At 31.7% G+C, this 23525-nt stretch carries 15 protein-coding genes and 5 pseudogenes; 10 read left to right on the top strand and 10 right to left on the bottom strand.

Going from position 1 to position 23525, the window contains the following annotated elements; genetic code table 11:
* Positions 1–16 precede the first annotated feature (16 nt).
* Complete coding sequence (isaB, locus tag DYE57_RS01160) at positions 17–499, bottom strand: immunodominant staphylococcal antigen IsaB family protein (protein WP_115312561.1); 483 nt, start codon at positions 497–499, stop codon at positions 17–19.
* 268 nt (positions 500–767) lie between these two features.
* On the opposite strand from isaB, the gene DYE57_RS01155 reads away from it, so the two are divergent.
* Entirely contained in the window at positions 768–1271 is a 504-nt protein-coding gene (locus DYE57_RS01155) for a chromate transporter (protein WP_115312560.1), read from the top strand.
* A gap of 305 nt (positions 1272–1576) precedes the next feature.
* Here the strand turns inward: DYE57_RS01155 and DYE57_RS12675 are convergent, their stop codons facing one another.
* The gene (locus tag DYE57_RS12675) at positions 1577–1741 is read right to left on the bottom strand and encodes a Csa1 family protein (RefSeq protein WP_130547813.1); all 165 of its coding nucleotides are present in this window, start codon (positions 1739–1741) and stop codon (positions 1577–1579) included.
* 324 nt (positions 1742–2065) lie between these two features.
* Entirely contained in the window at positions 2066–2179 is a 114-nt protein-coding gene (locus tag DYE57_RS12765) for a Csa1 family protein (RefSeq protein WP_115314104.1), read from the bottom strand.
* Between the two features lie 96 nt (positions 2180–2275).
* On the opposite strand from DYE57_RS12765, the gene DYE57_RS01140 reads away from it, so the two are divergent.
* The gene (locus DYE57_RS01140) at positions 2276–2629 is read left to right on the top strand and encodes a hypothetical protein (protein ID WP_115312559.1); all 354 of its coding nucleotides are present in this window, start codon (positions 2276–2278) and stop codon (positions 2627–2629) included.
* Positions 2630–2844: 215 nt separating this feature from the next.
* Here the strand turns inward: DYE57_RS01140 and DYE57_RS01135 are convergent, their stop codons facing one another.
* Positions 2845–3624: a (S)-acetoin forming diacetyl reductase gene (locus tag DYE57_RS01135; RefSeq protein ID WP_165417838.1), complete on the bottom strand. Its 780-nt coding sequence runs from the start codon at positions 3622–3624 to the stop codon at positions 2845–2847.
* 293 nt (positions 3625–3917) lie between these two features.
* Here DYE57_RS01135 and DYE57_RS01130 point away from each other — a divergent pair, with 293 nt between their 5' ends.
* Complete coding sequence (locus DYE57_RS01130; RefSeq protein ID WP_115312557.1) at positions 3918–4052, top strand: beta-class phenol-soluble modulin; 135 nt, start codon at positions 3918–3920, stop codon at positions 4050–4052.
* A 134-nt stretch (positions 4053–4186) separates the two neighbouring features.
* Here the strand turns inward: DYE57_RS01130 and DYE57_RS01125 are convergent.
* Positions 4187–6164 (bottom strand): annotated as a pseudogene (locus tag DYE57_RS01125) (type I restriction endonuclease subunit R, EcoR124 family); the annotation flags it as partial.
* 362 nt (positions 6165–6526) lie between these two features.
* Between DYE57_RS01125 and DYE57_RS01120 the strand changes: the two are divergent.
* The 3 genes from DYE57_RS01120 (at position 6527) to manA (ending at position 11377) form a co-directional block, all read left to right on the top strand.
* A complete protein-coding gene (locus tag DYE57_RS01120; protein ID WP_115312556.1) occupies positions 6527–8398 on the top strand; it encodes a BglG family transcription antiterminator in 1872 nt (623 codons plus the stop codon).
* Between the two features lie 83 nt (positions 8399–8481).
* The gene (locus tag DYE57_RS01115) at positions 8482–10425 is read left to right on the top strand and encodes a fructose-specific PTS transporter subunit EIIC (RefSeq protein WP_115312555.1); all 1944 of its coding nucleotides are present in this window, start codon (positions 8482–8484) and stop codon (positions 10423–10425) included.
* A gap of 16 nt (positions 10426–10441) precedes the next feature.
* On the top strand, positions 10442–11377 hold the full coding sequence (gene manA, locus DYE57_RS01110; RefSeq protein ID WP_115312554.1) for a mannose-6-phosphate isomerase, class I: 936 nt from the start codon (positions 10442–10444) through the stop codon (positions 11375–11377).
* A 253-nt stretch (positions 11378–11630) separates the two neighbouring features.
* On the opposite strand, the gene DYE57_RS01105 is transcribed toward manA, so the two are convergent.
* Complete coding sequence (locus DYE57_RS01105) at positions 11631–14489, bottom strand: YhgE/Pip domain-containing protein (RefSeq protein ID WP_115312553.1); 2859 nt, start codon at positions 14487–14489, stop codon at positions 11631–11633.
* 285 nt (positions 14490–14774) lie between these two features.
* Between DYE57_RS01105 and DYE57_RS01100 the strand changes: the two genes are divergently transcribed.
* Entirely contained in the window at positions 14775–16757 is a 1983-nt protein-coding gene (locus tag DYE57_RS01100) for an amidase domain-containing protein (protein ID WP_115312552.1), read from the top strand.
* A 144-nt stretch (positions 16758–16901) separates the two neighbouring features.
* Here the strand turns inward: DYE57_RS01100 and DYE57_RS01095 are convergent, their stop codons facing one another.
* Entirely contained in the window at positions 16902–18935 is a 2034-nt protein-coding gene (locus DYE57_RS01095; RefSeq protein ID WP_115312551.1) for an LPXTG cell wall anchor domain-containing protein, read from the bottom strand.
* 237 nt (positions 18936–19172) lie between these two features.
* On the opposite strand from DYE57_RS01095, the pseudogene DYE57_RS01090 reads away from it, so the two are divergent.
* From DYE57_RS01090 to DYE57_RS11785, 3 genes and pseudogenes are all read left to right on the top strand, one after another.
* Positions 19173–19472 (top strand): annotated as a pseudogene (locus DYE57_RS01090) (OsmC family protein); the annotation flags it as partial.
* 485 nt (positions 19473–19957) lie between these two features.
* Positions 19958–20236, top strand: a complete 279-nt coding sequence (locus tag DYE57_RS01085; RefSeq protein ID WP_256728371.1) for a LysR substrate-binding domain-containing protein — start codon at positions 19958–19960, stop codon at positions 20234–20236.
* 291 nt (positions 20237–20527) lie between these two features.
* A complete protein-coding gene (locus DYE57_RS11785; protein WP_165417839.1) occupies positions 20528–20704 on the top strand; it encodes a hypothetical protein in 177 nt (58 codons plus the stop codon).
* Positions 20705–20962: 258 nt separating this feature from the next.
* Here DYE57_RS11785 and DYE57_RS01080 read toward each other — a convergent pair.
* From DYE57_RS01080 to DYE57_RS01070, 3 pseudogenes are all read right to left on the bottom strand, one after another.
* Positions 20963–21652, bottom strand: a pseudogene (locus tag DYE57_RS01080) (type 1 glutamine amidotransferase domain-containing protein).
* 19 nt (positions 21653–21671) lie between these two features.
* A pseudogene (locus DYE57_RS01075) lies at positions 21672–22616 on the bottom strand (NADP-dependent oxidoreductase).
* A 222-nt stretch (positions 22617–22838) separates the two neighbouring features.
* Positions 22839–23513: pseudogene (locus tag DYE57_RS01070) on the bottom strand (flavin reductase family protein).
* Between the last annotated feature and the right edge of the window lie 12 nt (positions 23514–23525).

The following is a 23525-nucleotide window of genomic DNA, read 5'->3' as shown; positions in this document are numbered from 1 at the left end:
AATAAAATCTTGTACTTTAGAATCCAATTGAAATTGAAGTTACTTTTTCATTTTTCAAAATAAACATGATACCTGGTTTATCATTACCTGGTTTGTAAATATAGAAATTGTTACCATGTGCAATTAAATTTTTACCATATGCTTGTTTAAGTTGTTGAAGTGTAAGTTTACTAGTAACGTCGAAAGTGACTGAGTTGGCACTTTTACCACTTTTAGTTACACCATGGAATGTTTGATCATATTTTTTAACTGTTTTAGTAGCATACGTTGATGTAATATGCACACCATTCATTCTGAAGTTATTGTACTTAAGTGATTTGATAAATTGTTTGTCTAATACAAATGATGCATGATTACCTGCATATCCATGGTAATTATAATAAGGTGTAGTTGCGGCATGTGCTTGATTAACTTGTGGTGAATCTGCTGCAACTCCAACTCCAAACATTGTTCCTACTGTTAACATTGACGATAAAATAACTTTTGTAGATTTTTTCATAAACAAATCTCTCCTTTATATATACATTGAATCGTAAAAGTATGTAAAACAAAGAAGATGTTACGATTCGATTACAATATTACAACGATATTACTAATAATGCAATATTTTACATATAGTTTTTGATTACATTTAACAATATCTTAATAAGATCAACAATAAAATTTACGTTATCATTTATTAAATGTAGTAAAATAGTTCTACTTAACCTGTGAAAACGATTATAATAGAAAACGTAAAAGTTCAATAAAAGTGGGAGGACATTCTTTTGAAAAAAGTATTAGCAATTTTTGTCGTTATTATTCTTATCGTTGCATTAAGCTTTTCAATTTATGCAGCAGTTAACCTTAAAAGTAACTCTGTCTCTAAAGAAGATGATAAGAAAACAAATAATAATCAAAATAGTGACGTAAACAACAATCAAGAAAACGCTCAATCAGAACATTTAAGTAGCGGTTATAACAATAGCAATCCTTCCAATTATAATAATTCGGCACAACAACCGAACTACAACCAATCGCAAAATAAAAATCAGCAATCAGGTACCAATGGCAACACTTCATCGAATAACAACAGTAGCCAACATTCAGGTAGTAATAAACCTAGTCAATCAGGAAGCCAGCCGTCACAATCAACAACACAACAACCATTTCAGCAAAATCCATCACAGTCTAATAGTTATCAGTTAGGTGCACAACATAGCGGTAATTCTAATGGCAAGCCTTCGACTCAAAGTAATGGAGCTAGTAATAACCAAAACGTAAATCATTAATTAAGTTAAAAAGCTTATGCATGTTAAATAATTAATATTTCCCCATCAATTTAGATTTTGACTCTATCTTTTGGGGTACACGTCAGATTACCCTGCATAGGCTTTTTAATGTGCTATTATATTTTATATTAATTAAAATTAATATTTTTAACAAAAACTAAAATGTAAAATTAATTATATTTTATTAATTCTTTTATAAATTCTATTTATATAATTTATAAATTAAGTTAAAATGAAAGTAACTAATCTTATATTGAGGTGTATCATGAGAAAACTGATATCTACCATTAGTATCGCTTTTTTTATTAATATGTTAATCGATAGCTTACACAATCCGAAAATTTTATTACGATATTCTTATTTCTTAGAAAAAGGTACTCCACATCTTTATCACCAATAGAACTACCGCTTAATTGTTCGTCTCCTTTTAACACCAGTTTAGGCACTTTATTGGTGGGTATATCGTACATTTGTCTTATTTTTTAACATTGAAATCACTATTATCTAAACGATATTCAACTGAATAACTAGGTACTTCGAGATTGTAAGAAATATCCTAGTTTTTATACTTATCTAATTCTTTGAAATTGGCATATTGTGAGAAAAACTTAAAGTTTTTTTCTAACCTTTTATCATTAATTTTTTAGTTACATAAAATTTGTTGTTTTTCATTACGACTGGTTACTTCTTAACTTTTCCATGATCATATTTATCTGCATTATTACTATATCTAATTATAAAAATATCCTTTTACCTTTTTTTGTATTTCTATTAAGTTTTAATAGCATACCTTCTCATACCTTCTGAAAGAGTCCTCCGTCATTTTGTTGTATTGCTATATCTGTTCTAAGTATCCAAGTACCTTTAACACCTTTTTCGAATTCATCATCTCTATAATCTTTCTTTATTTAATAAATTCATTTAGAGATTTAGATGATTACGTTAATGTTAATAAGTGAAGTTCGAAATAAAACTTATGAAAATAAATAAAAAGGAGAATTGAAATGAAATTAAATGAAGATAATTTTAACTTACTTATCCAATCTGTAAGTGAATTATCAGGAATGATAGGAGAAAATCAATTTGAAACAAAATCTGTAAGTTTATTATGCTTACAAATGAATTACGGAATAAGATTTTTCGAAAAAACTATGGTTCAATTCTCAAAATATGTATCTGATCATGACTCGAGCGATATAAAATTTAGAGACTTAAGTGCTATTATTGATAATAATTTACCCAAAGACTCTCTAATATCCCCGATTGTTAGATTTCAAATCATTTCCGGATTTGCAAATGATTATTTTTCTGAACTAATACCGATTGTAAACGATATGCAACAAAATATCGCATCATAAATTCAAAAATTTATTGATTAGGATGAGGATGGATATTTTTATAATCAGATAATATATCTCAAATACCTTACTCTCTTTATGTCACTATTTATAACTAAATATTAGCAACAAAACGAAGAACGATGATGCTCAATAATTAAAAAAGCTAATTCTAGAGATTTAAAAATCACTAGAATTAGCTTTAAAAAACTTCTTATATTTAATTGCCATTAAAATTAGTGGAATCTCATTCCACCGTCAACGATGATTGTTTGACCTGTAATATAATCTGAATCGCTACTTGCTAAAAAGCTTACAACGTTTGCAACATCTTCTGGTTTAGATAAACGTTTTAAAGCAATTTGATCTGTAAATTGTTTCCAACCCCATTCCATTGGTTGGTTATTTTCTTCAGCAAGTTTTTCGGCTATACCTTTCATCATTGGTGTTTCAACAATACCAGGTGCAAATGCATTAACTGTAATATTTTTCTCAGCTAAATCACGTGCAGCTACTTGAGTTAGTCCTCTAACAGCAAATTTTGTACTACTATATAAAGATAGGCCTTTGTTACCTTCTACACCCGCTTGTGATGTTGCGTTGATAATTTTACCGCCATGTCCTAATTTGTCAAATTGTTCAATTGCAGCTTGAATACCCCAGAATACACCTCCGACATTGACACCAACAACTTTGTTGAATTGATCAGGTCTTACTGATTCAATAGGTGTCATTGGTCCAAGACCAGCGTTATTAACAAGGACATTTAAATCGCCAAAGTGTTCAACGACTTGATTTAAAACGCTGAATACTTGATCACGATCTGAAACATCTGCTTTAAAAGCAACTGCTTCTTGTCCTTCTTTTAATAATTTTGCAGCCGATTCTTTAGCTACAGCTTCATTAAAGTCTACTAGTGCAATACTATATCCATCTTCAAATAGGCGCTCAGCAATTTTTAAACCTATTCCTTGTGCTGCACCAGTTACAACGGCTACTTTTTTAGAGTTACTCAACATAACCACTCCTCAATATTTAATAGATTACATATTTAAATTATCATATTAAATCCTAATTGTTGTGTATATAATGTGAATAAATGCACAATTTTATTAACTTTTAAGTTATAGTAGTTCGATAAATAAAAAATTTATTATGTTCTATTAAATGATATTTATAATTTATCACTCTTGATAATATTTTAAAAATAAATAATTTGTAAAAATACCTTAAATTGCGTTTTTGATAAGACATGTTAAGTATATATGTAAGCGTATTAATTATATTTTATACAAGGGAGTGAATAAATATGTCAGGTATCGTTGAATCATTACATAACGCTGTAAACTCAGGTTTACATGTAAAACAAGATTGGGTAGACATGGGATTCGGTATTGTAGATACAATTGCTAAAATTGTAGACCAAGTTTTAAAATTTGTTTAATTTCCAAATAAAAAACAGCTCTAAGGAGCTGTTTCAGATTGTCGACAGTTTTTTTATGGGCATGTATTCCTTGGAAACAATTTCAGACCAAAATCCTATATAGGTGAATTTGTTAAAGTCTCTAAGGCCTTCAATTAATTAACTGTACCATATTTTTCAACTGTTTCCTGAACAAATGATTTAATATCATCAATTTTCTTTGTCCGTACGAGTAGACCACCCAATACGCCTTTTTCTACTAAATGATTGTCCAAGCGACCACTATATTCATATTCATTGACGAGTAATTTCAATAACTCAAGTGGATATGTTTGATTCTTCGCAAAATCTTGAATTTCATGTTCTTTTAATTTTTCTTCATAGTCATAATAGGCTTCATTAATTGCTATCCCTTCATCTAATTGTGGTATGACACTATCAGTCTGCCTTCAACCTTAATTTATCATCATCTGCATGATTAAGTAATTGATGAATCTGTTGTCGCGCCTGTTCAGTTGAGTGTATATCAGTTAAATCAATTTGATGTAGTAAATCTAAAATGTATTGAACATTGATTAAATCATTCCTTAGAATTTCAAATTCAAAGTCTATATCATTTAATACAGAAACCTTTTCAACATTAGATTTTTTTTACGCACAGCATTATATAGATTTAAATATTTACTTCTAAAGTCATTAAATGTTTGTTCTGCTATGCCTACTCTATCAAACTTAAATTCATCAAATGTTTTAAGCATTTGTACGAGACGTGCCAATTCACGAAATGTAATGACAAATGATTTGATGTCGTCTTCGCGCTCCAAACAATCAACTTGCTCAGGATTATCTGCAATTTGATATAAATTGCATAACTGTTGCTTAAATTTTGTTAAATATTCATCGAATGAAAGACTAAGCACAGCATCAATATTTTTAGTTTGTGAAAACAGCTCAATGGCTTGATCAGTATGATACTTTAAATTTCTATAACAGACGATATTACCATATGGTTTAGTCTCTTTCTCAACACGATTGGTACGTGAATACGCTTGTATTAATGTATGATGTTGTAGATTTCTATCAACGTATAACGTATTTACCTTTTTGCTATCAAAACCTGTTAAAAACATATCTACAATGATTAATATATCAAGCCGCTCACATGGCAGACCCTTTTTAACACGTTGTAATACAACATTGAAAAATGCATCAAACGTTTCTGTGGAAAAATTTTTATTAAACATCAGGTTATAATCTTTGATAACACATTCAAGTTCCTCACGCAAATGAACATGTTTATCGTTTTCATAGTAATCTTCATTTGCTTGATATGAAAAGATTGTCGACACATTTAACGTATGATTATTTTTTCCTTCAATGCTTTGAAAATCTTATAGTATTTAATCGCCATGGGGATACTTTGAACAATAAATATCGCTGTATACATTTGATTACGTGACTTTTTAGAATGATTAGCTATTAAATGTTTCGCTATTTTATTAAGTCGATCATCAGCCATCCAAATCTCATTCTCATCAATTTGGTTTACATACGCTTCCTCTATATCTTTCTTTAATGTTTCAAATGTATTTAAATATTCAACTGAAAAGCCAAGCACATTACCATCACGTATAGCATCTTTAATAAGATATGTATGAAGACATTTACCAAATCTGCTGTCACACGACCGTCTTGACTGGCATTCTCTTCAAAACGTGGGGTACCTGTAAAGCCAAAGTATAGTGCATTTTTAAAATGTTGTTTAATCAAACGATGCATCTCACCAAATTGTGTACGATGACATTCAGCAATAATGAAAATTACTTTACCTCCTTTAAAACGGTCAATCACACAGTGACCAGTTTTAATTGCATTAGCCATCTTTTGTATGGTAGTGACAACCAGTTTCTATGTAGGATCTTCAAGTTGTTGAAGTAATTTACGAGTATGATTAGTAAGATCGACAGAATCATTTTCAAATTTATTAAATTCAGCAAGTGTTTGGCTGTCTAGATCTTTACGGTCAACAAGGAAAATAACTTTATTTATGTTAGGTTCACGAGACAAAATTTGACTTGTCTTAAATGATATCAGTGTTTTACCGCTCCCTGTCGTATGCCAAATGTATCCATTAATATTTTCCGAAAATGATTAACTAACTGCGCGTCATCGCGTATTTTTATCCTTTCATACCCCTGCTTGACTAACTGCTTGATGACCTCTTCTTCTAATGCATATTCGCTTTGATATCCCATATCATCACCTTTTAAATAATTTTATTAAAATATATCATATTTATTAAATTCGTTTCATAGAATGATGGTGAAAAATATCTAGTTGAAATTTTATAAAGCGTAGTAACTATTAAACACATGATTTTAATCTAATGATGTAGAGTCACCTCATTATTGATTGTGATTAATTTTAATATTACAATCAAAGAGTATAAGTAAAGCGTTTTCTTAATTAACTTTTCAAGAGAAGAGAGATAAATCATGATTCACAGACAGATAAAATTAATTCAACTACTACTTAATAATGTAGAAACCTATTTAAACGGTCAAGAGGTCGCTACATTCCTTAATGTCTCAAATAGAACTGTTCGTAATGATATCAAGACGATTAATGCCACATTTCTAGAAGATTTAATTATAAGTACTCAATCTAAAGGGTACCAATTAAACACGAATATTTATGCAACCAAAGAGATAGAATCATTATTAGATGAACGAATGTCTCGGGAAAACAATCTACTAATTACCATCGCTTATAAATTATTTATGGAGCATCACACATATACCCTTCATGAGATTGAATCACTATATCATTTATCGAAAACTGAAGTGATGGATTGTTTAACACGTATTCAAAATTGGGCTACAAAATTTGATGTAGCTGTATCTTTGAAAAAGAAACAAGGCATCATCATTGATGCGACTACAACTAATATCAATAACGCTGTCCTTCATCTCAATCAACTTTCAAATTATGACTTTAAAGTTGAAGATCTTATTGTACAAGAACTCCCCAAGGCGCATACTCAGAAAATGAGACAAATTATTAACCAAAATTTACAGCACTTTAGACTTCAAGCATCTGATAATAAAGTTCAACAATTGCTTGTTCATCTAATCTTACTAATTAAACGTACACAACCTGATTGTCTCGATTGGAAAGCAGATGTAGAGTCTTTAGCTATTGCAAAAAAATGTATCCAAGATATTAATCATTCACTTGGATATCAACTTAACGATGAAACGAGTGAACTCTTTTCCTTTTTTATCAGTTATCACTTTAATAAGTTCGATTTAGGGGTACAACAGTTATTTATTCAAAGTTATATTGATCGTTTAATACAACTTATGGATGAAAAAATTGGTTTTGCGTTCTCACGAGATGCAATTTTAAAACATAATATGAACGTCCACTTTAGTCGAACCTATTTAAGAATTATGCGTAATGTATATCTTAATAACCCATTAACTGCGCAAATAAAAAAACTGTATCCTTTCATATTTAACACTTTATATGAAGCAATACATCAATTATCTCAAGATACAGATATTCAACTCAGTGAAGATGAAATTGCTTTCTTAACGATACATTTTCAATCATCTATTGAACGTACTAAACCTACTCAAATTAACGTCATTATTGCATGCTATTATGGTATTGGTGTATCAACTTTACTCGCTGAAAAAATTAAAAAATTAAACAATGCCATATCCATTGTTGATACCTTAAAGTTAGAAGAACTACAAAGTTATGATTTTAAAAGTATTGATTTGTTAATCACAACTCATGACTTTAATGTAAGCAATATTTCTAATTTACCTAAAGTGATTCAAGTATCTCCTTTGTTTTCAGACGATGATGCAAAACATATCGAATCATTCTTAAAAGTCATTCAAAATCCTATGTCTCATAAAAACGATTTATCACCCATTCAATTTAGTATCGAGTCGGACTTTAAACTTAAAAATTTAACTGACATTCTTTCAATATTTAATAGAACGGAAGAAATTTTGCAACAACATCATGCAACTTTGAAAGGTTATATCGAGAGTGCCATGGAACGTGAAAGACAATCTTCAACATTTATTGGAAATGGCATAGCCATTCCACATGGTAATCCTGAAAAAGTTCTAAAGTCACATGTCATCATATTTAAAGCTCCACAACCCATCCCCTGGAAACAACACAATGTTAAACTTGTATTCTTCTTAGCTATCGCTAAAAAGGATTCACTGATAAATAGAAAAATGATTCAAGCTATTGCTCAATTAGAAGAGGATGATATTAATGAATTATGTCTTTTAGAAGATACACAACTCAAACTCACACTTATAAAACGTTTTAGAGAATAATTGCCACTAATTACGGCAATTATTCTTTTTTTATCTTTTTGCATGCGCTTACAATAAATATGAAGAAAAGGAGTGTGAAAGCTATGAAAATACTTGCAATTACATCATGCCCTAATGGCATTGCTCATACATATATGGCTCAAGAAAAATTAGAACAAGCAGCCGAAGAAATGGGCGTTGACATCAAGATTGAAACACAAGGTGGTGTGGGCGCAGAAAATATACTCACGGCTAAAGAAATTAAAGAGGCAGATGGAATTATCATTGCTGCCGATAGACAGGTCGATTTATCAAGATTTAATGGTAAACGTCTAATCAATGAAAACGTCCGTGAAGGTATCCACCGACCTAAAGAATTAATACAACGCATTATAGATCAAGATGCACATACTTATCATGATAAGAAAGATTCTTCTCTATCGGTATCAACAGAAATTGATGAAGAACACAAAAGTGGTATGCAAATGGTTTATCAACATTTAATGAACGGTGTGTCTTTCATGGTTCCTTTTATTGTTGTTGGAGGTTTGCTTATAGCTATAGCTTTAACCGTTGGCGGGCATGCCACACCTAAAGGTTTAGTGATTCCTGAACATTCATTTTGGAAATCAATAGAAAATATTGGAAGTCTATCCTTTAAATTTATTGTACCAATTCTAGCAGGATATATCTCAGTAAGTATTGCTGATAAACCTGGTCTTGTCCCTGGGATGATTGGTGGTGCAATTGCTGCAGATGGTAGCTTATACGGCAGTATAGCTGGAGCTGGATTTTTAGGTGGTATTGTTGCAGGTTTCTTAGCAGGATATGTAGCTAAATGGATTAAACAAATTAAAGTTCCTAAAGCGATGGCTCCTATCATGCCAATTATCATCATTCCTATTCTTGCTTCATTAATCGTTGGTTTAATTTTCATTTTCATCATTGGTGCACCTATTTCTAGCATATTTGTCGCTCTGACAACTTGGTTAAAAGGTATGCAAGGGGCAAATATTATTATTCTAGCACTCATTATTGGTGCAATGATTGCTTTTGATATGGGAGGACCTGTCAATAAAGTTGCATTCCTCTTTGGTTCAGCACTCATTGCTGATGGCAATTATGCAGTCATGGGTATGGTTGCTGTTGCAGTATGTACACCTCCTATTGGACTAGGATTAGCTACTTTTGTAAGAAAACATCGATTCAATAAAGCTGAACAAGAAATGGGTAAAGTCTCATTTACAATGGGACTATTTGGTATTACAGAGGGTGCAATTCCTTTTGCTGCACAAGATCCATTTAGAATTATTCCTGCCAACATGATAGGTGCAATGATTGCTTCAGTGATTGCCGCATTAGGTGGTGTAGGAGATAGAGTTGCTCATGGTGGACCAGTTGTTGCGGTATTGGGAGGTATTACTCATATTCTATGGTTCTTTATCGCTGTCATTATAGGTAGCTTAGTGACTATGTTTACAATTTTACTTTTCAAACGACACACACTCGTCACAACCAAAATCAATGCTGTGAATGATTCAGCCTTGAAAAATGATAAACCAAGTACAGACAGTCAAACAACAACTCCAAAAACTGAATTTGCACAAAGTGATGTCTTTGATAAAGAACTTATTAAGATAACAAAAGCAGATATGAATAGGGATCAAGCCATCGATACCTTACTGGCAAAACTCGTTGAACAACATTATATAACAAACAAAGAAACAGTTAAAAACGCGATTCTTCAACGTGAAGCTGAATCTACGACAGCTATTGGTATGAGTGTCGCAATACCTCACGCTAAATCTAAGGCTGTTAAACGACCTGTTGTTGCCGTTATGAGTCATAAAAAAGGTATTGAGTGGGAAAGTCTCGATGGTTCCCTACCTCACCTCGTATTTCTAATTGCAGTACCTAATGACAGTAATGATACGCATTTAAGATTATTACAACGTTTATCTAGATCATTAATGCAAGACAATACACGCGATGAACTGATTCATGCTCAAAATCGAAATGAAATCTACGATATTTTAAAAGAGATATAAAGGAGATGTATGAGACATGGTACTCTTTTTAAAGCCGGTATTTCAAGAAAGAATTTGGGGTGGCACTAATCTTACTCAATTTGGGTACGATATTCCTAGTGACTCGACTGGAGAATGTTGGGCGATTTCGGCTCATAAAAATGGCCCAAACATCATTCTTAATGGTAAGCACAAAGGTCAAACTTTAAATCAAGTATGGGATGAAAAGAGAGCGTTATTTGGCGATGATACGAGCGCACATTTTCCTCTTCTCACAAAAATTCTAGATGCACATGATCAATTATCAGTCCAAGTACATCCAGATAATGACTATGCACTTAAAAATGAAGGTGAATATGGGAAAACCGAATGTTGGTACATTTTAGATGCTAAACCAGGTGCTGAAATCATCTATGGTATCAACGCTCAAAGTAAAGAAGAACTCGCACATATGATTGATCAACGCGATTTTGATCACTTATTTAAGCATGTTCCAGTCCAGTCAGGCGACTTCTTTTATGTTCCTGCAGGTACAGTTCATGCCATTGGTTCAGGTATACTTATTTTAGAAACGCAACAATCGTCTGATACAACATATCGTATTTACGATTACGACAGACAAGATAAAAGCGGTAAATTACGTGACCTACATTTAAAACAAAGTAAAGAAGTCATCGATATTTCGACTCAACAATCAAATACGACTTCTCATACGAAAACAGTTAATGGTAACCAATATACTCAATTCGTGTCTAATCAATTCTTTACTGTTGAAAAATGGTCTATCAATAACAAATTAGACTTTAATAAGCCACATGTTTATTGTCTAATATCCATCATTAAGGGGAATGGAACAATCATCATTAATGATGATGATTACAAGATTCAAAAAGGGGATCATTTTATCTTAACTTCTGAAGATCAGATAATTGAATTTAACGGTACTATGGAAGTGATTGTGAGTCATCCATAAATATACACTTCAACTTATTACGTTGTCTCCTGAGCAATTAAAGTTGACAATGAACATAAAACTCCCTCGAATGATTTTGTCTCATTCGAGGGAGTTTTATGTTCATTGGTAGTCGATGACTGAATTAATAATGCGCTTATATCAAACTTTTTAAACTATAATCCGTACTCCCAACATAAAGAACTTCAATACAGACAATACAAGTTAGGGTTAAGCCGATAGAGGTCAACGAATTCTTTCCCAATCCATACTATTATTCAGTTACTCTACTTTCATCGGCTTTTTCTGCAATTTTACGGATAATTGGATCTGTTACAGGTTTTAAACAGTATCCTATGACTATGAATCCTAATCCAAATAGTGCCAATATAATCACTTTGGTAATTAGAATTTCTGGAACGATTCCTCCAACTGTCTCACGTAACGCATCTATTGAATACGTAAACGGTAAATATGGTGAAATGGTTTGGAAGAATTTCGGTGTTGTTTGTATAGGGAATGTTCCTCCACCACCTGCGATTTGTAAAACTAATAAGATAATCGCTACGGCTTTACCTGGGTTTCCTAATAACGCAACTGATGTATAAATAATGGCATTAAATACAAGTGAACTAAAGACTGCAATAGAAACAAACAGGATTGGTGATTCTATAGATGCTTTTAATATCACTAAATCACCTATTGAAACAATCAATGCTTGTATCACTCCAAGTAAGAAGAAAAATCCCGATTTACCAAGATAAACTTGTCTCTTTGTAAGAATAGATTGTAAGTGTTCATGTTTATTATCAACAGACAATAGACTCACCATTAACAGGCCACCTACCCATATAGATAGTGCTGTATAAAACGGTGTCATTCCTGAACCATAATCTTTTACTGGGAAGACATCTGTTGTTTTCTTATTAATCGGATTCGCAATGATATCCGCTTGTTTTTTCAAGTCGTTTTTCAACGTATCAATTAACTTATCGACTGCATCATCTTTGTCTAGCTTTTTGAAGATTCTATTGGCTTTCTTCAAGTCTTTTTCAACATCTGGCAATTTATTCTCAGAGAAATCTGCAAGTAATGCAAGTGCTTCTTTCGCTTGTGGCTGTTTCTCGTTTAATAAATTGACCGCATTATCATAACGGCTAAATAATGATGGAATACTTTGGTTAACTGATTGTGTTACATTCGCTAATTCTTTCTCTAAACCTGGAAGATCATTGCGAACAAAATTAGCTGCTTTCGCAACATCTTTCTTTGCAGTTGGGAAGTAATCTTGAGCTGTTTGCATCGCTCTAATATATGCTTGTTCTATACTTGGTAGTGCTGTTTGAATTGTTTCCAATCGGTTTTTACCACTACTTAATATATCTTGGCCCGCATCAATGACTCGATTAATCGTATTCAATTTCGTTTGAATCGTTGATAATGTACTTTGACCTTTATTAAGTTGATCAGTAATTTCATTAGAAATTGCTAACAAGTTACGATTTAATTCATTCTTAATATATTTACATAGTGAATCCAAGCTATCATTTAAATCAGGTAAACCACGTAAAACTTTAACAGCTTCTGATTGGCCTGAGCCTCCATTTGATAAAGCATCAATTAATTGATTTACGTTACGTAAATTGTCATTGATACGATTATTCGCTTTTTTCACTTGTTTGATTTCATGTGATAAATCAACATTTTCACTTTTTTCTAGCTCTGACAAGATATCTATGAATTGTTGGTTATATTTAGATGCATTTTCTAGTCGAGATTTAACATTATTTAATGGTTCTTTAAATTCTGATGGCTTATCTGAAGCGATAACACCATATGATATGTTTTTCAAAGCTCTGACATCTTGTTGCGTAGCTAGAACTTGTTTATCTGTTTGATTTGATAAGGATAATAACGCTTCAGTTAAAGCTGAATTCATTGACTTGACATCATTTTGAGAAAGTATTGCATTACCATTATTTGAAGTATCTTCCCCATTAGTACTCATTTGCGTCGTTTTATAATTTAAGTAACTTCTACCTTCACTTTTACCTAACTGACTTGCACTTTGTTGAGATTTTGCTGATTGATTTCTTAAATCTTGATTTACTCTATTATTCGCAGATTGTGCACGACCTGCTGCTTCTTGATAATCTCCCACTCTTGCTTTAGCTTGGGCAAGAAATCCTTTCGCATCGTTGAGTTGACTACTTGCAACATCAATACCTTCACTCGCTATATCGACACCTTTATTAATTTTAGGAAATTTAGCAGGAACATCGTTAGCAGCTACGTTTAAAATACGTTCTATATCAGGCATGTAATCATTAAGCGCAAGTATTAATTTTGCCTTCTTGTTAAGTGTTGGTATTGTTGCGTTTGCAGCATTAAGCTTTTCTTGAGCATCTAGGACATTCCCTTTATATTTACCTAGACCTCTAAATTTATCTGCATAAGCATCTAAATCATCTTGATGTTTGTTAAGTTCAATGATTTTATTCGCAAATTGATTAATCTTAGGTAATGAATTATTTGCTTGATAAACGGCATCTTTAATTTTATTAATGGTTGGCACATTATCTTCAATCGATAGACCAACTTTATTCGCTTCTGAAAGTAATGCTGTTGCCACCGTCTTATTAAATTGTTTGTTTGCTTTATCTACAACAAATGATGAGCCGGTGTCTGTTAATTTAGCTGCAACAGCGTTAATTTTTTGGTTAACTTTAAAATCTACATCTGCTTTTTGAGGATGCTTTCTTAGCGTACCTGTAATTTCATGAGTGAATTTCTTAGGTATATAAATACCAGCGTAATATTTACCCATCTTGATCTCGTGGTTCGCCTTTTCTCTACTCACAAATTGCCAGTCAAAACTATCATTTTTCTTTAGTGTATCGGCCATTTTATTACCGACGTTAATTTTTTTACCACGAACTTTATCACCTTTATCTTCGTTAACTACCGCTACTTTAATATGACCAGTATTTCCATATGGATCCCACATCGCCCAAAGATTAAACCACGCATAGAACGAGGGAAGAATTGCTAAACCAGCTAAGATGACCCACACACCTGGTGTTTTAGCAACTCTTTTCAAGTCCGTGATAAATAGTTTCAGTGCGTTTTTCATTGTCACACTCCTATTTATATTCATTGTAATATATTTCAGCATGTTTATGACTTTAAAATTATCATACTCTATATATGAGTTATTTTGTAAAGTCTTTAGTTGTATTTTATTAAAATTTGTTTAAATGGATTTATTTTTTTAGTGTTGGTTAGTATAATGTTTGTATTAAGGCGTAATTTCATTTTGTTGATACTTGTCAACTTTATAAACCATAACGTTTATTATATCAAATCCTCATTTATTATTACAATAACTAAAAATAAATTTCAAGGGAGAAAAGATGAGATGATGAAAAACAAGATTTTAGTATATTTACTGTCAACTGCACTTATCACGCCAACTTTCGTCACACAAACTGCACATGCAGATGATTCATCACATAAAAATAAAAATCAAGACAAAGTTGAACGGCATCAGACTCAAACTAAAGACAGTGCTCAAAGTTTAAAATCACACTCCGACAAAGAAGACAACAAGCAATCAAATGATAATCATGATAAAAAAGATTCAGACAAAACATCTAGTCATTCTTCTAAGGAGAATGGTACTAATTCTAAGAATCAAACAACGACAGATGTAACTGACCAAAATTATAAAGCTAAAAATAATAATTTAGTGAATCATATTTATAATAGTTTTAATCGAAACCAAACCAATCTTTCGAAGTATTGGAAATCAGATAAATATGACGATAGCTTTAGCTTAACTTCACTTATCCAAAATTTATTTAATTTTGACTCTGATATTTCAGATTACGAACAATCTCAAGATCAAGATAAAAATACTACAAATCCCAACAATAGTTCACAACAATCATCTCAAAGTAATAAAGAAGAGCAACCATCTACTTCTCAACAAGACCATGCTTCCCAACATGTTTCAATTGATAATTCAAGCGATGACCAACAAACTTCAGACGGAGATGACGCTAATATAAGTGACAAACTTGGAGAATTGAATAAGGATGACAGCAATAAAGAAAATACTTCAAAGCAACAATCATCTACAACAAATCAACCAAATGATAATCATAAACAGCCGTCTGACAAAAAATATTCAAGCGTTACAGATTCTGCTTTAGATTCAATCTTAGATGAATATAGTGAAGATGCTAAGAAAACTCAGAAAGATTACCATCATAAATCTTCAACTAATGATGCTAAATCAAAGACACAATATAAGAACCAGAAGAATCCACAATTACCATCATTAGATGAATTGAAGCACAAATCCAAACCTGTTCAATCCTTCGAAAATGATGTTAAACAATCGAATACACGTTCAACTAGTCTGTTCCAACAACTACCACAAATTGACAATGGTGAGGTTTCTTCAGACTCATTCAATGTTGTAGATAGTAAAGATACACGTGACTTTATCAAATCTATTGCTAAAGATGCACATAAAATTGGTAAAGAACAAGATATTTATGCTTCTGTAATGATGGCGCAAGCAATTCTTGAATCTGATTCAGGAAAAAGTGCTTTAGCACAATCTCCAAACTACAATTTATTCGGTGTGAAAGGTGCTTATAATGGTCAATCTGTGACATTTAATACACTAGAGGCAGATAGTGGTAATAATATGTTTAATATTCAAGCTAGTTTCCGCAAATACCCTAGTACAAAGGAATCTTTAGAAGATTATGCCGATTTAATTAAACATGGCATCGATGGTAATCTATCAATCTATAAACCAACTTGGAAAAGTGAAACTCTAACATACAAAGATGCAACATCACATTTATCGTATTCTTATGCTACTGACCCTAATTATGCTAAAAAGTTAAATAGTATTATTAAGCATTATCATTTAACAGCATTTGATAAAAAGAAAATGCCTAACTTGAAGAAATATAATCAATCAATAGGAACAGATGCATCTGGTAGCGACTTTAAACCGTTTGTTGAAAGCACTAGTACTTCACCATATCCACACGGTCAATGTACTTGGTACGTATATAATCGTATGAATCAATATGATTCTTCTATTTCTGGTGATTTAGGTGATGCTCACAACTGGAATAATCGGGCTGAAAGCAAAGGTTACAAAGTGACTCATTCTCCTAAAAATCATACAGTAGTAGTCTTTGAGGCAGGTCAACTTGGTGCTGACATGCAATATGGTCATGTAGCCTTTGTTGAAAAAGTAAACGACGATGGCTCGATTGTCATTTCTGAATCTAACGTTAAAGGGTTAGGTGTTATTTCATACAGAACTATAGATGCTGATGATGCTTCTGATTTAGATTACATTCAAGGTAAATAACTATAAATAATATCATCAAATAAACAGCCGACAAAGTTCATTACTTTGCCGGCTGTTTTGATATGTAAAAACCTCAACGGAAGTGGAACAGAATCCAGTATGAATTCGTAATCGTTGGCTCGTTGAGGTTAATTAAATTAATATTTAATTCCCTTGATGTTTCTTTCTACGAGATAGCCAAATAAGTACACCACCTAAAGACATCATAACGATAGCAAGAGAAATCCAATGTTGTTTGATTACTTCACCAGTAGAAGGTAGTGAAATGTTACCATCATCATCAAATAATCCACTTAATAAACCATCATCTGAACCTAAAGATAAATTATCTTCAGGTAAAGGAATGCCTGAGTTTCCTAACTTATCCAGTAAAGATCCCCCAGAATTTAATTTATCTAACAAACTTGGTTCATTTAATAACGAATCTAAACCACTACTTCCATTATGAATTCGATCTAATAGAGATGGTCTATCTTTAATTGGTTCTAAAATATGATTAATATCCTTTTTAGCTTGTTTTACGCGTTTTTCTAATTGCAATAAATCGTTAGCTTTTCCTTCGAGAGCTGAATTAATTAAATCCATGATATCTGCTTTATCAGTTTGGACACGTGCAATAATACCAGCTAATAATCTAGCTTTATCTTTATTAATACGTGTTCTTAATATGGTTTCAATAGCTTTTTTCTTATCCTTAGCATCATTAATAATTCCATTGAGTATATCATCTGCAGTCGCTTTACCTTGAGTATTGAAATGATGTTTCAATTCATCAACAATTTGCGAATTAGATAGATGTTTATCGAGTAAATTCTTAGCAATTTTTGATGCTTTATTATTTCCTAAACGAGTAGATAGTAGTTCTTTAATTAATTTCTCTTTATCTTTAGATTGATCTAACATTGATTTTAAGATATCCTCACCAGAAGTTAATGATAATCCATCTAGCTGTTTAGCAATCTGATTAGCAATATCTTGATCATTATGTCCTTTAGTTTTAATATGTTTCATAATATAGCTAGCTTCATTCTTACTATAGACTCTGTTTAATATATCTTCAGTTGCTTGTGCTTTATTATTTGAATCAACCAGTTGATTCAAAATAGTATCATGTTGACGATTGATACTTTTTTTCGTTTTGTCTAATTGTTGGTTCAGTTCTTGCTTTTTATCTTCTGAAAGTTTTTTATCTTCATTAACTTTATCATCTAAAGCTTTTAAATCTTCTAATTTATTATTCACATAATTTTCAGCATTTAAATTCTTAGCATCTTGTACTTTAGCTAGTGCGTGATCTATTTTGTCACTACCTTTTAAAGATGTTGAAATTGCTCCTAAATCATCTTTAGGATCTGAAGTTTCTTGTTCATCCGTATCTCTGATTTGATTAAGGTCAGATGCAACATGCTCTCTAACTGATTGAGTGTCATCACTTTTATCTTTATTATCGTTTAAGTCTGAAGTGTCACTTGATGATTGAGTTGATGTATCTTGATTAGCATCATCTTTCGATTGTGTTGTACTAGATGATGATGTATTCATATCACTATCACTTGATTGATAACTTGCTTTATCATCTACAAGATCTTTATTAACGCTATCTAATTTGTCTACAATTGTCTTACCTGAATCTTCAGAAGTAGTAGTATTGTCGCTAGAACTGTCATCTTGTTTCTCATTACTCGTACTATTTTCTTTAGCATTATTCCAATCTCTATTGTCAGATTGTGTGCTTGATGTATTATCGCTTTTTTGTTGATGAGTATCAACATTTTTGGCAATTAAATCTAAATCATCTAGCAGTTTATCTAACTCTTTCGTATTATCATCATTTGATGAAGAGGACTTAGATTGGTTATCTTTTAACTGATTATTTTTATCTTTAGCATCTTTAATAATATCATCAATACTCGATTGATCTTTAGCTTTATCTAAACGTTCCCCAAAACTTTTGATATCAGAATCTGAAAGTGCTTGTAAATTTTTAATATCATCTTTAGCTTGCTTTACGCGTTCTGCGATAGTTTGACTGTCAGAAGTATTTTCAACATTTGAGGACTGGCTTTGTGAATCTGCAAAAACATCTTTCGTGAATCCATACCCTACTAATGAACCACTGAGTAACAATGCCGAACATGAAAGTTTTAGATACACACCTATTTTATCTGTTCTCTTCATTTACATATACTCCTTTATAAAAGTTACCAATATTATTCTTTAAACGATTTTACAACATTTAAACAAAGATATACACATCTCATTATAATACATATTTTCATAGATTTGTAGATAGTGTAATCAATTTAATTAAATCTAAAAACAAACTTCTTGTAAAAAGAAGTTACTTGGCATTAAACACTTAATTATTTAACATTTATACTAAATTAAGTGTAATCTAAAAGTTAGGAGTTTTTTATGACTGAACCTCTTTACTTTACAACGATGATTTCAAATGGTGTTCGTGATGGTCTAGTCCTGATTATACATTTGTACACAATCTCGCAACAGCAAAAGAAATGGGTAGTCAAGGGGGGGTATTGATACAAACTCTGAACAGCTCTTAGCAGTTAGTTACAGCGCTTGCTTTAATAGTACGCTATCACATCACTTATTTTGTCTCAAAATAAAGTAAACAATGCAAATCCAGAAGTTGAAATTACTATTGAACTTATCAAAGATGATATAGACAATGGTTTTAAACTTGGGGCAGATATCTTGGAAGTTATTACTCAATAGCACAATATTACAAGAAGAACTTGAGACATTAATCATTATCTCAGGTTGTTTTTACGTATTGGTGTCGATGACTAAATTGAAAATACGTTTATATTAAATTTTTCAACTATAGTCCTAGCTTCAATATAGAGAATTTCGTACAGAAATTCTACAAACAATATAAGTTGAGAGTTACACTGGGCTGGGATAATGAACTCAGTTCCACATTCTTCTCACCATAACCACCATCGCTGTTATAAGCTTTCGCTCTCTTTGTTTATCAATTATCTGGTAATAAATTATTTTATCACTCGTCATTGATGAATGTTGTCATTCCTTTTACTAACGTTTATTGAATATTTTCTTTGATGCGTTAAATCTAATAAAGTTAAATATTGATTGATTATGTCCTGCTCCAGCACCTATATCAACATGACCATGTTCAATATGAATACAATCCTTTTTTAACCTAAATTGAAATTACTGTGATTTTCGAAAAAAGATTTTACAATAACGATTTAAAGGTCAAGTGTTTTATGGAAAATGAACTCATGGTAGCCATGATTCAACATCACCCTCTTGCGCATTATTTAACTTTAACATTCGCTAATATGAAACAATATGACTTTGTCATACATATTAGCGGTTCTACAAGAGAAAGTATTAATGAATGGTGTCATGATAATTTGATTTTTCTTAATATACGCATGCATGCAAATAGCTTAAGTAGTATTTTAGAGACAATACAACATTATAAAATGTAATATGATTTAAATAAATTGAGTGTTTGACATCATCCAAATATTGTATCGTCATTATCCTCAGAACCTAAATCTTTAAGTACACTGTGTTATATGATGATTATCTTTCACTACTTTATCGCTATCAATATAGATTTTCACTAACTTTATACATATAAAGTTAATAATTTTCACACTTTTTTAAAAATCTTCCCACAAATGAACTAGAAAGTTTTAAAATGGGAATAGTAATAACAAATATGTTCGTTTTTCTTCATTAATATAGTGTCAATTATTAAATAAGGAGGACTAAATATGTTTATAGTATCAATCGTCGCTATGATTATAGGTATAGTGCTTATTATATTAAGTCATATCATCTATCATTCAAAAGCCAAAGATGTTAAAGAAAAAATGTTTATTCCTGGTGTTTGCCTCCTACTTATTGGAGCTTTCTGTTTAATTGGCTATTTCGTTAATGCTTCAGTATAGACTTGTTTAAAACGCTCTTAATTTTAAATAATTCTAACATTTATACTCTCCGTTATTTATCTTAACGTTAGGCATAAATGTCTGGTATTCATGCAACTACATATTTGTTGGATAAAATATTATACCGTTGTTATACGCGATAACTTTTAGGCTGCATTAAAAATAAAATTATCGTTACTTTATTTTTATAATCAATAAAAAAGTACGTATATTTCCTAACAGACAAAATCAGAGAATTTACGTACTTTTTACTTTAAGTTATAATAAATGTTTTCTTACAGCTTTAGCAACTTTAGAAGGTGATTGAGGATTCTGTCCAGTAATAAGTCGACCTTCTACTTCAAGGTTAGGAGTAAAAGGAATTCGGTTAAAGTGGTATATCGCTCCTCGTTATATTATTTCGTTTTGTATTTTGTAAATGAAAAGGAACTAAACTGTCTCGTCTTGCCAAAACTTCTTCAATATTTGAAAACCCAGTGATTTTTTGTTTTGAAGAAAATAGTTCCCATTTGTATCTATTACATTAAGTAACGCTGCAATACCATGACAAACAGCTGAAACAATGCCACCTTTATTATATATTATATTCACTGCATTTTGTATGTACTTATTTTCTGGGAAATCATACATTACACCATGCCCACCAGTAAAATAAATAGTATCATAATTCTCAGGTTGTGCTTGATCAATGGGCTGGCAATAATGAAGTAAATCCATAAAGCGCTCATTTCTATAGTACATCTTTGTCATTTTATCTAACATTAAAAGATTTAAGCTTACAGGATCTATAGGTGTTTGTCCTCCAGTTATATTAAATATATCAATCTTAACATTTGTATTTTTAAATTCATCATAGAAGTGTACAAGTTCACTTAGCCATAAACCAGTAGGTGCCTCACTATTTCCAAAGTAATCAATACTAGTATTTACTATCATTATTTTAGTCATTAATCTCACCTCTTTATTTTTAATCTTTCATTTTAACAATAATTTTTCCTTTTGCTCTTCCGCTTTCTGAAGATTCAATTGCTTGTTGCGTTTCTTTGAAATCAAACACTTTATCTATAATTGGTTTAATTTTTCCAGCCTCAATCATCGTCGTTATATCTCTTAATTGTTGGCCGCTTGGATGCATAAACAAAAATCATAATTAACATCGTATTTTCTTGCTAAACGTTGATACTTTAATGATGCAGCTTTAAATAATACTTGTTTAAAAATATTCCTCCCTAACTCTCGTGCATTTTTTCTGTAGGAAAACCAGAAATTGATGCAATAACACCTTTAGGTTTAAGAATTTGAAATGATTTATCTAAGTTAACTCCTCCAAGTGTATCAAATATACCATCATAATCTTTTAATACCTTTGAGAAATCTTGTTCTTGATAATTAATAAATTCATCAGGTTTAAGTGATTCTATAAGCGCTTTACCTCTATTACTTCCAGTTGTTGCAACATGAATTCCCATCGCCTTTGCATATTGAATTGCAAAACTTCCTACGCCACCAGAACCAGCCTGAATCAATAACTTATCACCTGGTCGAGCTTGTATCACTTCATTAATAGCTTGATAAGACGTTAATCCCACTAAAGGAATACTTGCTGCTTCTTCATATGAGAGTCCTTGAGGCATTAGCGCTATTTCTTCGGTATTAATAGAAATATACTCGGCAAATGTCCCAATTTTAGACTTACGGGGGGCCCGTATACGTTGTCACCCACCTTAAAATCTGTCACTTTATTCCCAACTTCAACTATTTCTCCCGCAAAATCATTACCTAAGATTATTGGAAATTGGTATGTCAGAAACATTTTTAATCCCCCATCTCGAATTTTAAAATCTATTGGATTTATATTCGCTGCTTTGATTTTCACTCTAACTTCATAAGGGCTCATACTTGGTAGAGGCATCTTTTCTAATGATACTGGACCTTTACCATAGTGATGCTTGCATGTTTGTTTGCATAATAATTCCCCCACTATTACATTAATTTTACTTATAAATTTCGAAAGACCATATTTTTAATGCCTTGATATTTCACTTAGCATACTGCTTGTATGTAAATTAAACAAGAAAAGTGCATGTCACAATTTTAGCGACATGCACCTACTTTAATCATTTTATTCTTCGTTTTAATTATCAAAGTTGCGACCTTCAAGACCTGCAAGTTCTTCTGTCGATGCTGATGGTGCTTTCATTTCAAATATTTTATCTACGACAGTATAATCATAATAACCAAGACGTGCAATAGGGCGTATAGATTTAATATCTAATTTACCATTGTCCATAATTAACTTATCATCAATGTGCACTTGTGCTACTCGCCCAATAACAATATCTACATTAGAGACAGGATCGCCGATCGAAATTCTTACCGTTTGTACATATTCACACTCAAAATGAACCGGTGCTTCTTTCACTCTATAACCTGGTGCTTCGATACACGCTTCTTTTGTGACACCCGCAAATTCAAATTCATCATCTTCGGGTGGTTATGCTTTTGATGATAAATTTACCGCTTTACGTAAGTCACATGTTGCCATATTCCATACGAACCAACCTGTTTCTTCAGCATTCTTCACTGTATCTTTACGCTCATGATCTCCAAGTACTGATTAGTTTGCAGCAAACATAACCATTGGAGGATCCCACGTAAGATTTTGATATTGACTATACGGTGCTAAATTATCTTTACAATCTTTTGACACGGTTGAAATCCACCCAATAGGTCTTGCTACTATACTACTCTTGAACGGATCATGTGGTAAACCATGACTTCTAACACCTTGCTTTGGAGAATAATTCATAGCACTCCACCT

This window comes from Staphylococcus saccharolyticus (assembly GCF_900458815.1).
GTDB lineage: Bacteria > Bacillota > Bacilli > Staphylococcales > Staphylococcaceae > Staphylococcus > Staphylococcus saccharolyticus.
This window is presented reverse-complemented; position numbering and strand designations above follow the sequence as displayed.

Excerpts from the sequence above, each read along its gene's own strand:
- isaB (WP_115312561.1), bottom strand. The coding sequence starts at position 499 with ATGAAAAAATCTACAAAAGTTATTTTATCGTCAATGTTAACAGTAGGA.
- DYE57_RS12675 (WP_130547813.1), bottom strand. The coding sequence starts at position 1,741 with ATGTACGATATACCCACCAATAAAGTGCCTAAACTGGTGTTAAAAGGA.
- DYE57_RS01140 (WP_115312559.1), top strand. The coding sequence starts at position 2,276 with ATGAAATTAAATGAAGATAATTTTAACTTACTTATCCAATCTGTAAGT.
- DYE57_RS01130 (WP_115312557.1), top strand. The coding sequence starts at position 3,918 with ATGTCAGGTATCGTTGAATCATTACATAACGCTGTAAACTCAGGTTTA.
- DYE57_RS01120 (WP_115312556.1), top strand. The coding sequence starts at position 6,527 with ATGATTCACAGACAGATAAAATTAATTCAACTACTACTTAATAATGTA.
- DYE57_RS01115 (WP_115312555.1), top strand. The coding sequence starts at position 8,482 with ATGAAAATACTTGCAATTACATCATGCCCTAATGGCATTGCTCATACA.
- manA (WP_115312554.1), top strand. The coding sequence starts at position 10,442 with ATGGTACTCTTTTTAAAGCCGGTATTTCAAGAAAGAATTTGGGGTGGC.
- DYE57_RS01105 (WP_115312553.1), bottom strand. The coding sequence starts at position 14,489 with ATGAAAAACGCACTGAAACTATTTATCACGGACTTGAAAAGAGTTGCT.
- DYE57_RS01100 (WP_115312552.1), top strand. The coding sequence starts at position 14,775 with ATGATGAAAAACAAGATTTTAGTATATTTACTGTCAACTGCACTTATC.
- DYE57_RS01095 (WP_115312551.1), bottom strand. The coding sequence starts at position 18,935 with ATGAAGAGAACAGATAAAATAGGTGTGTATCTAAAACTTTCATGTTCG.
- DYE57_RS11785 (WP_165417839.1), top strand. The coding sequence starts at position 20,528 with ATGTTTATAGTATCAATCGTCGCTATGATTATAGGTATAGTGCTTATT.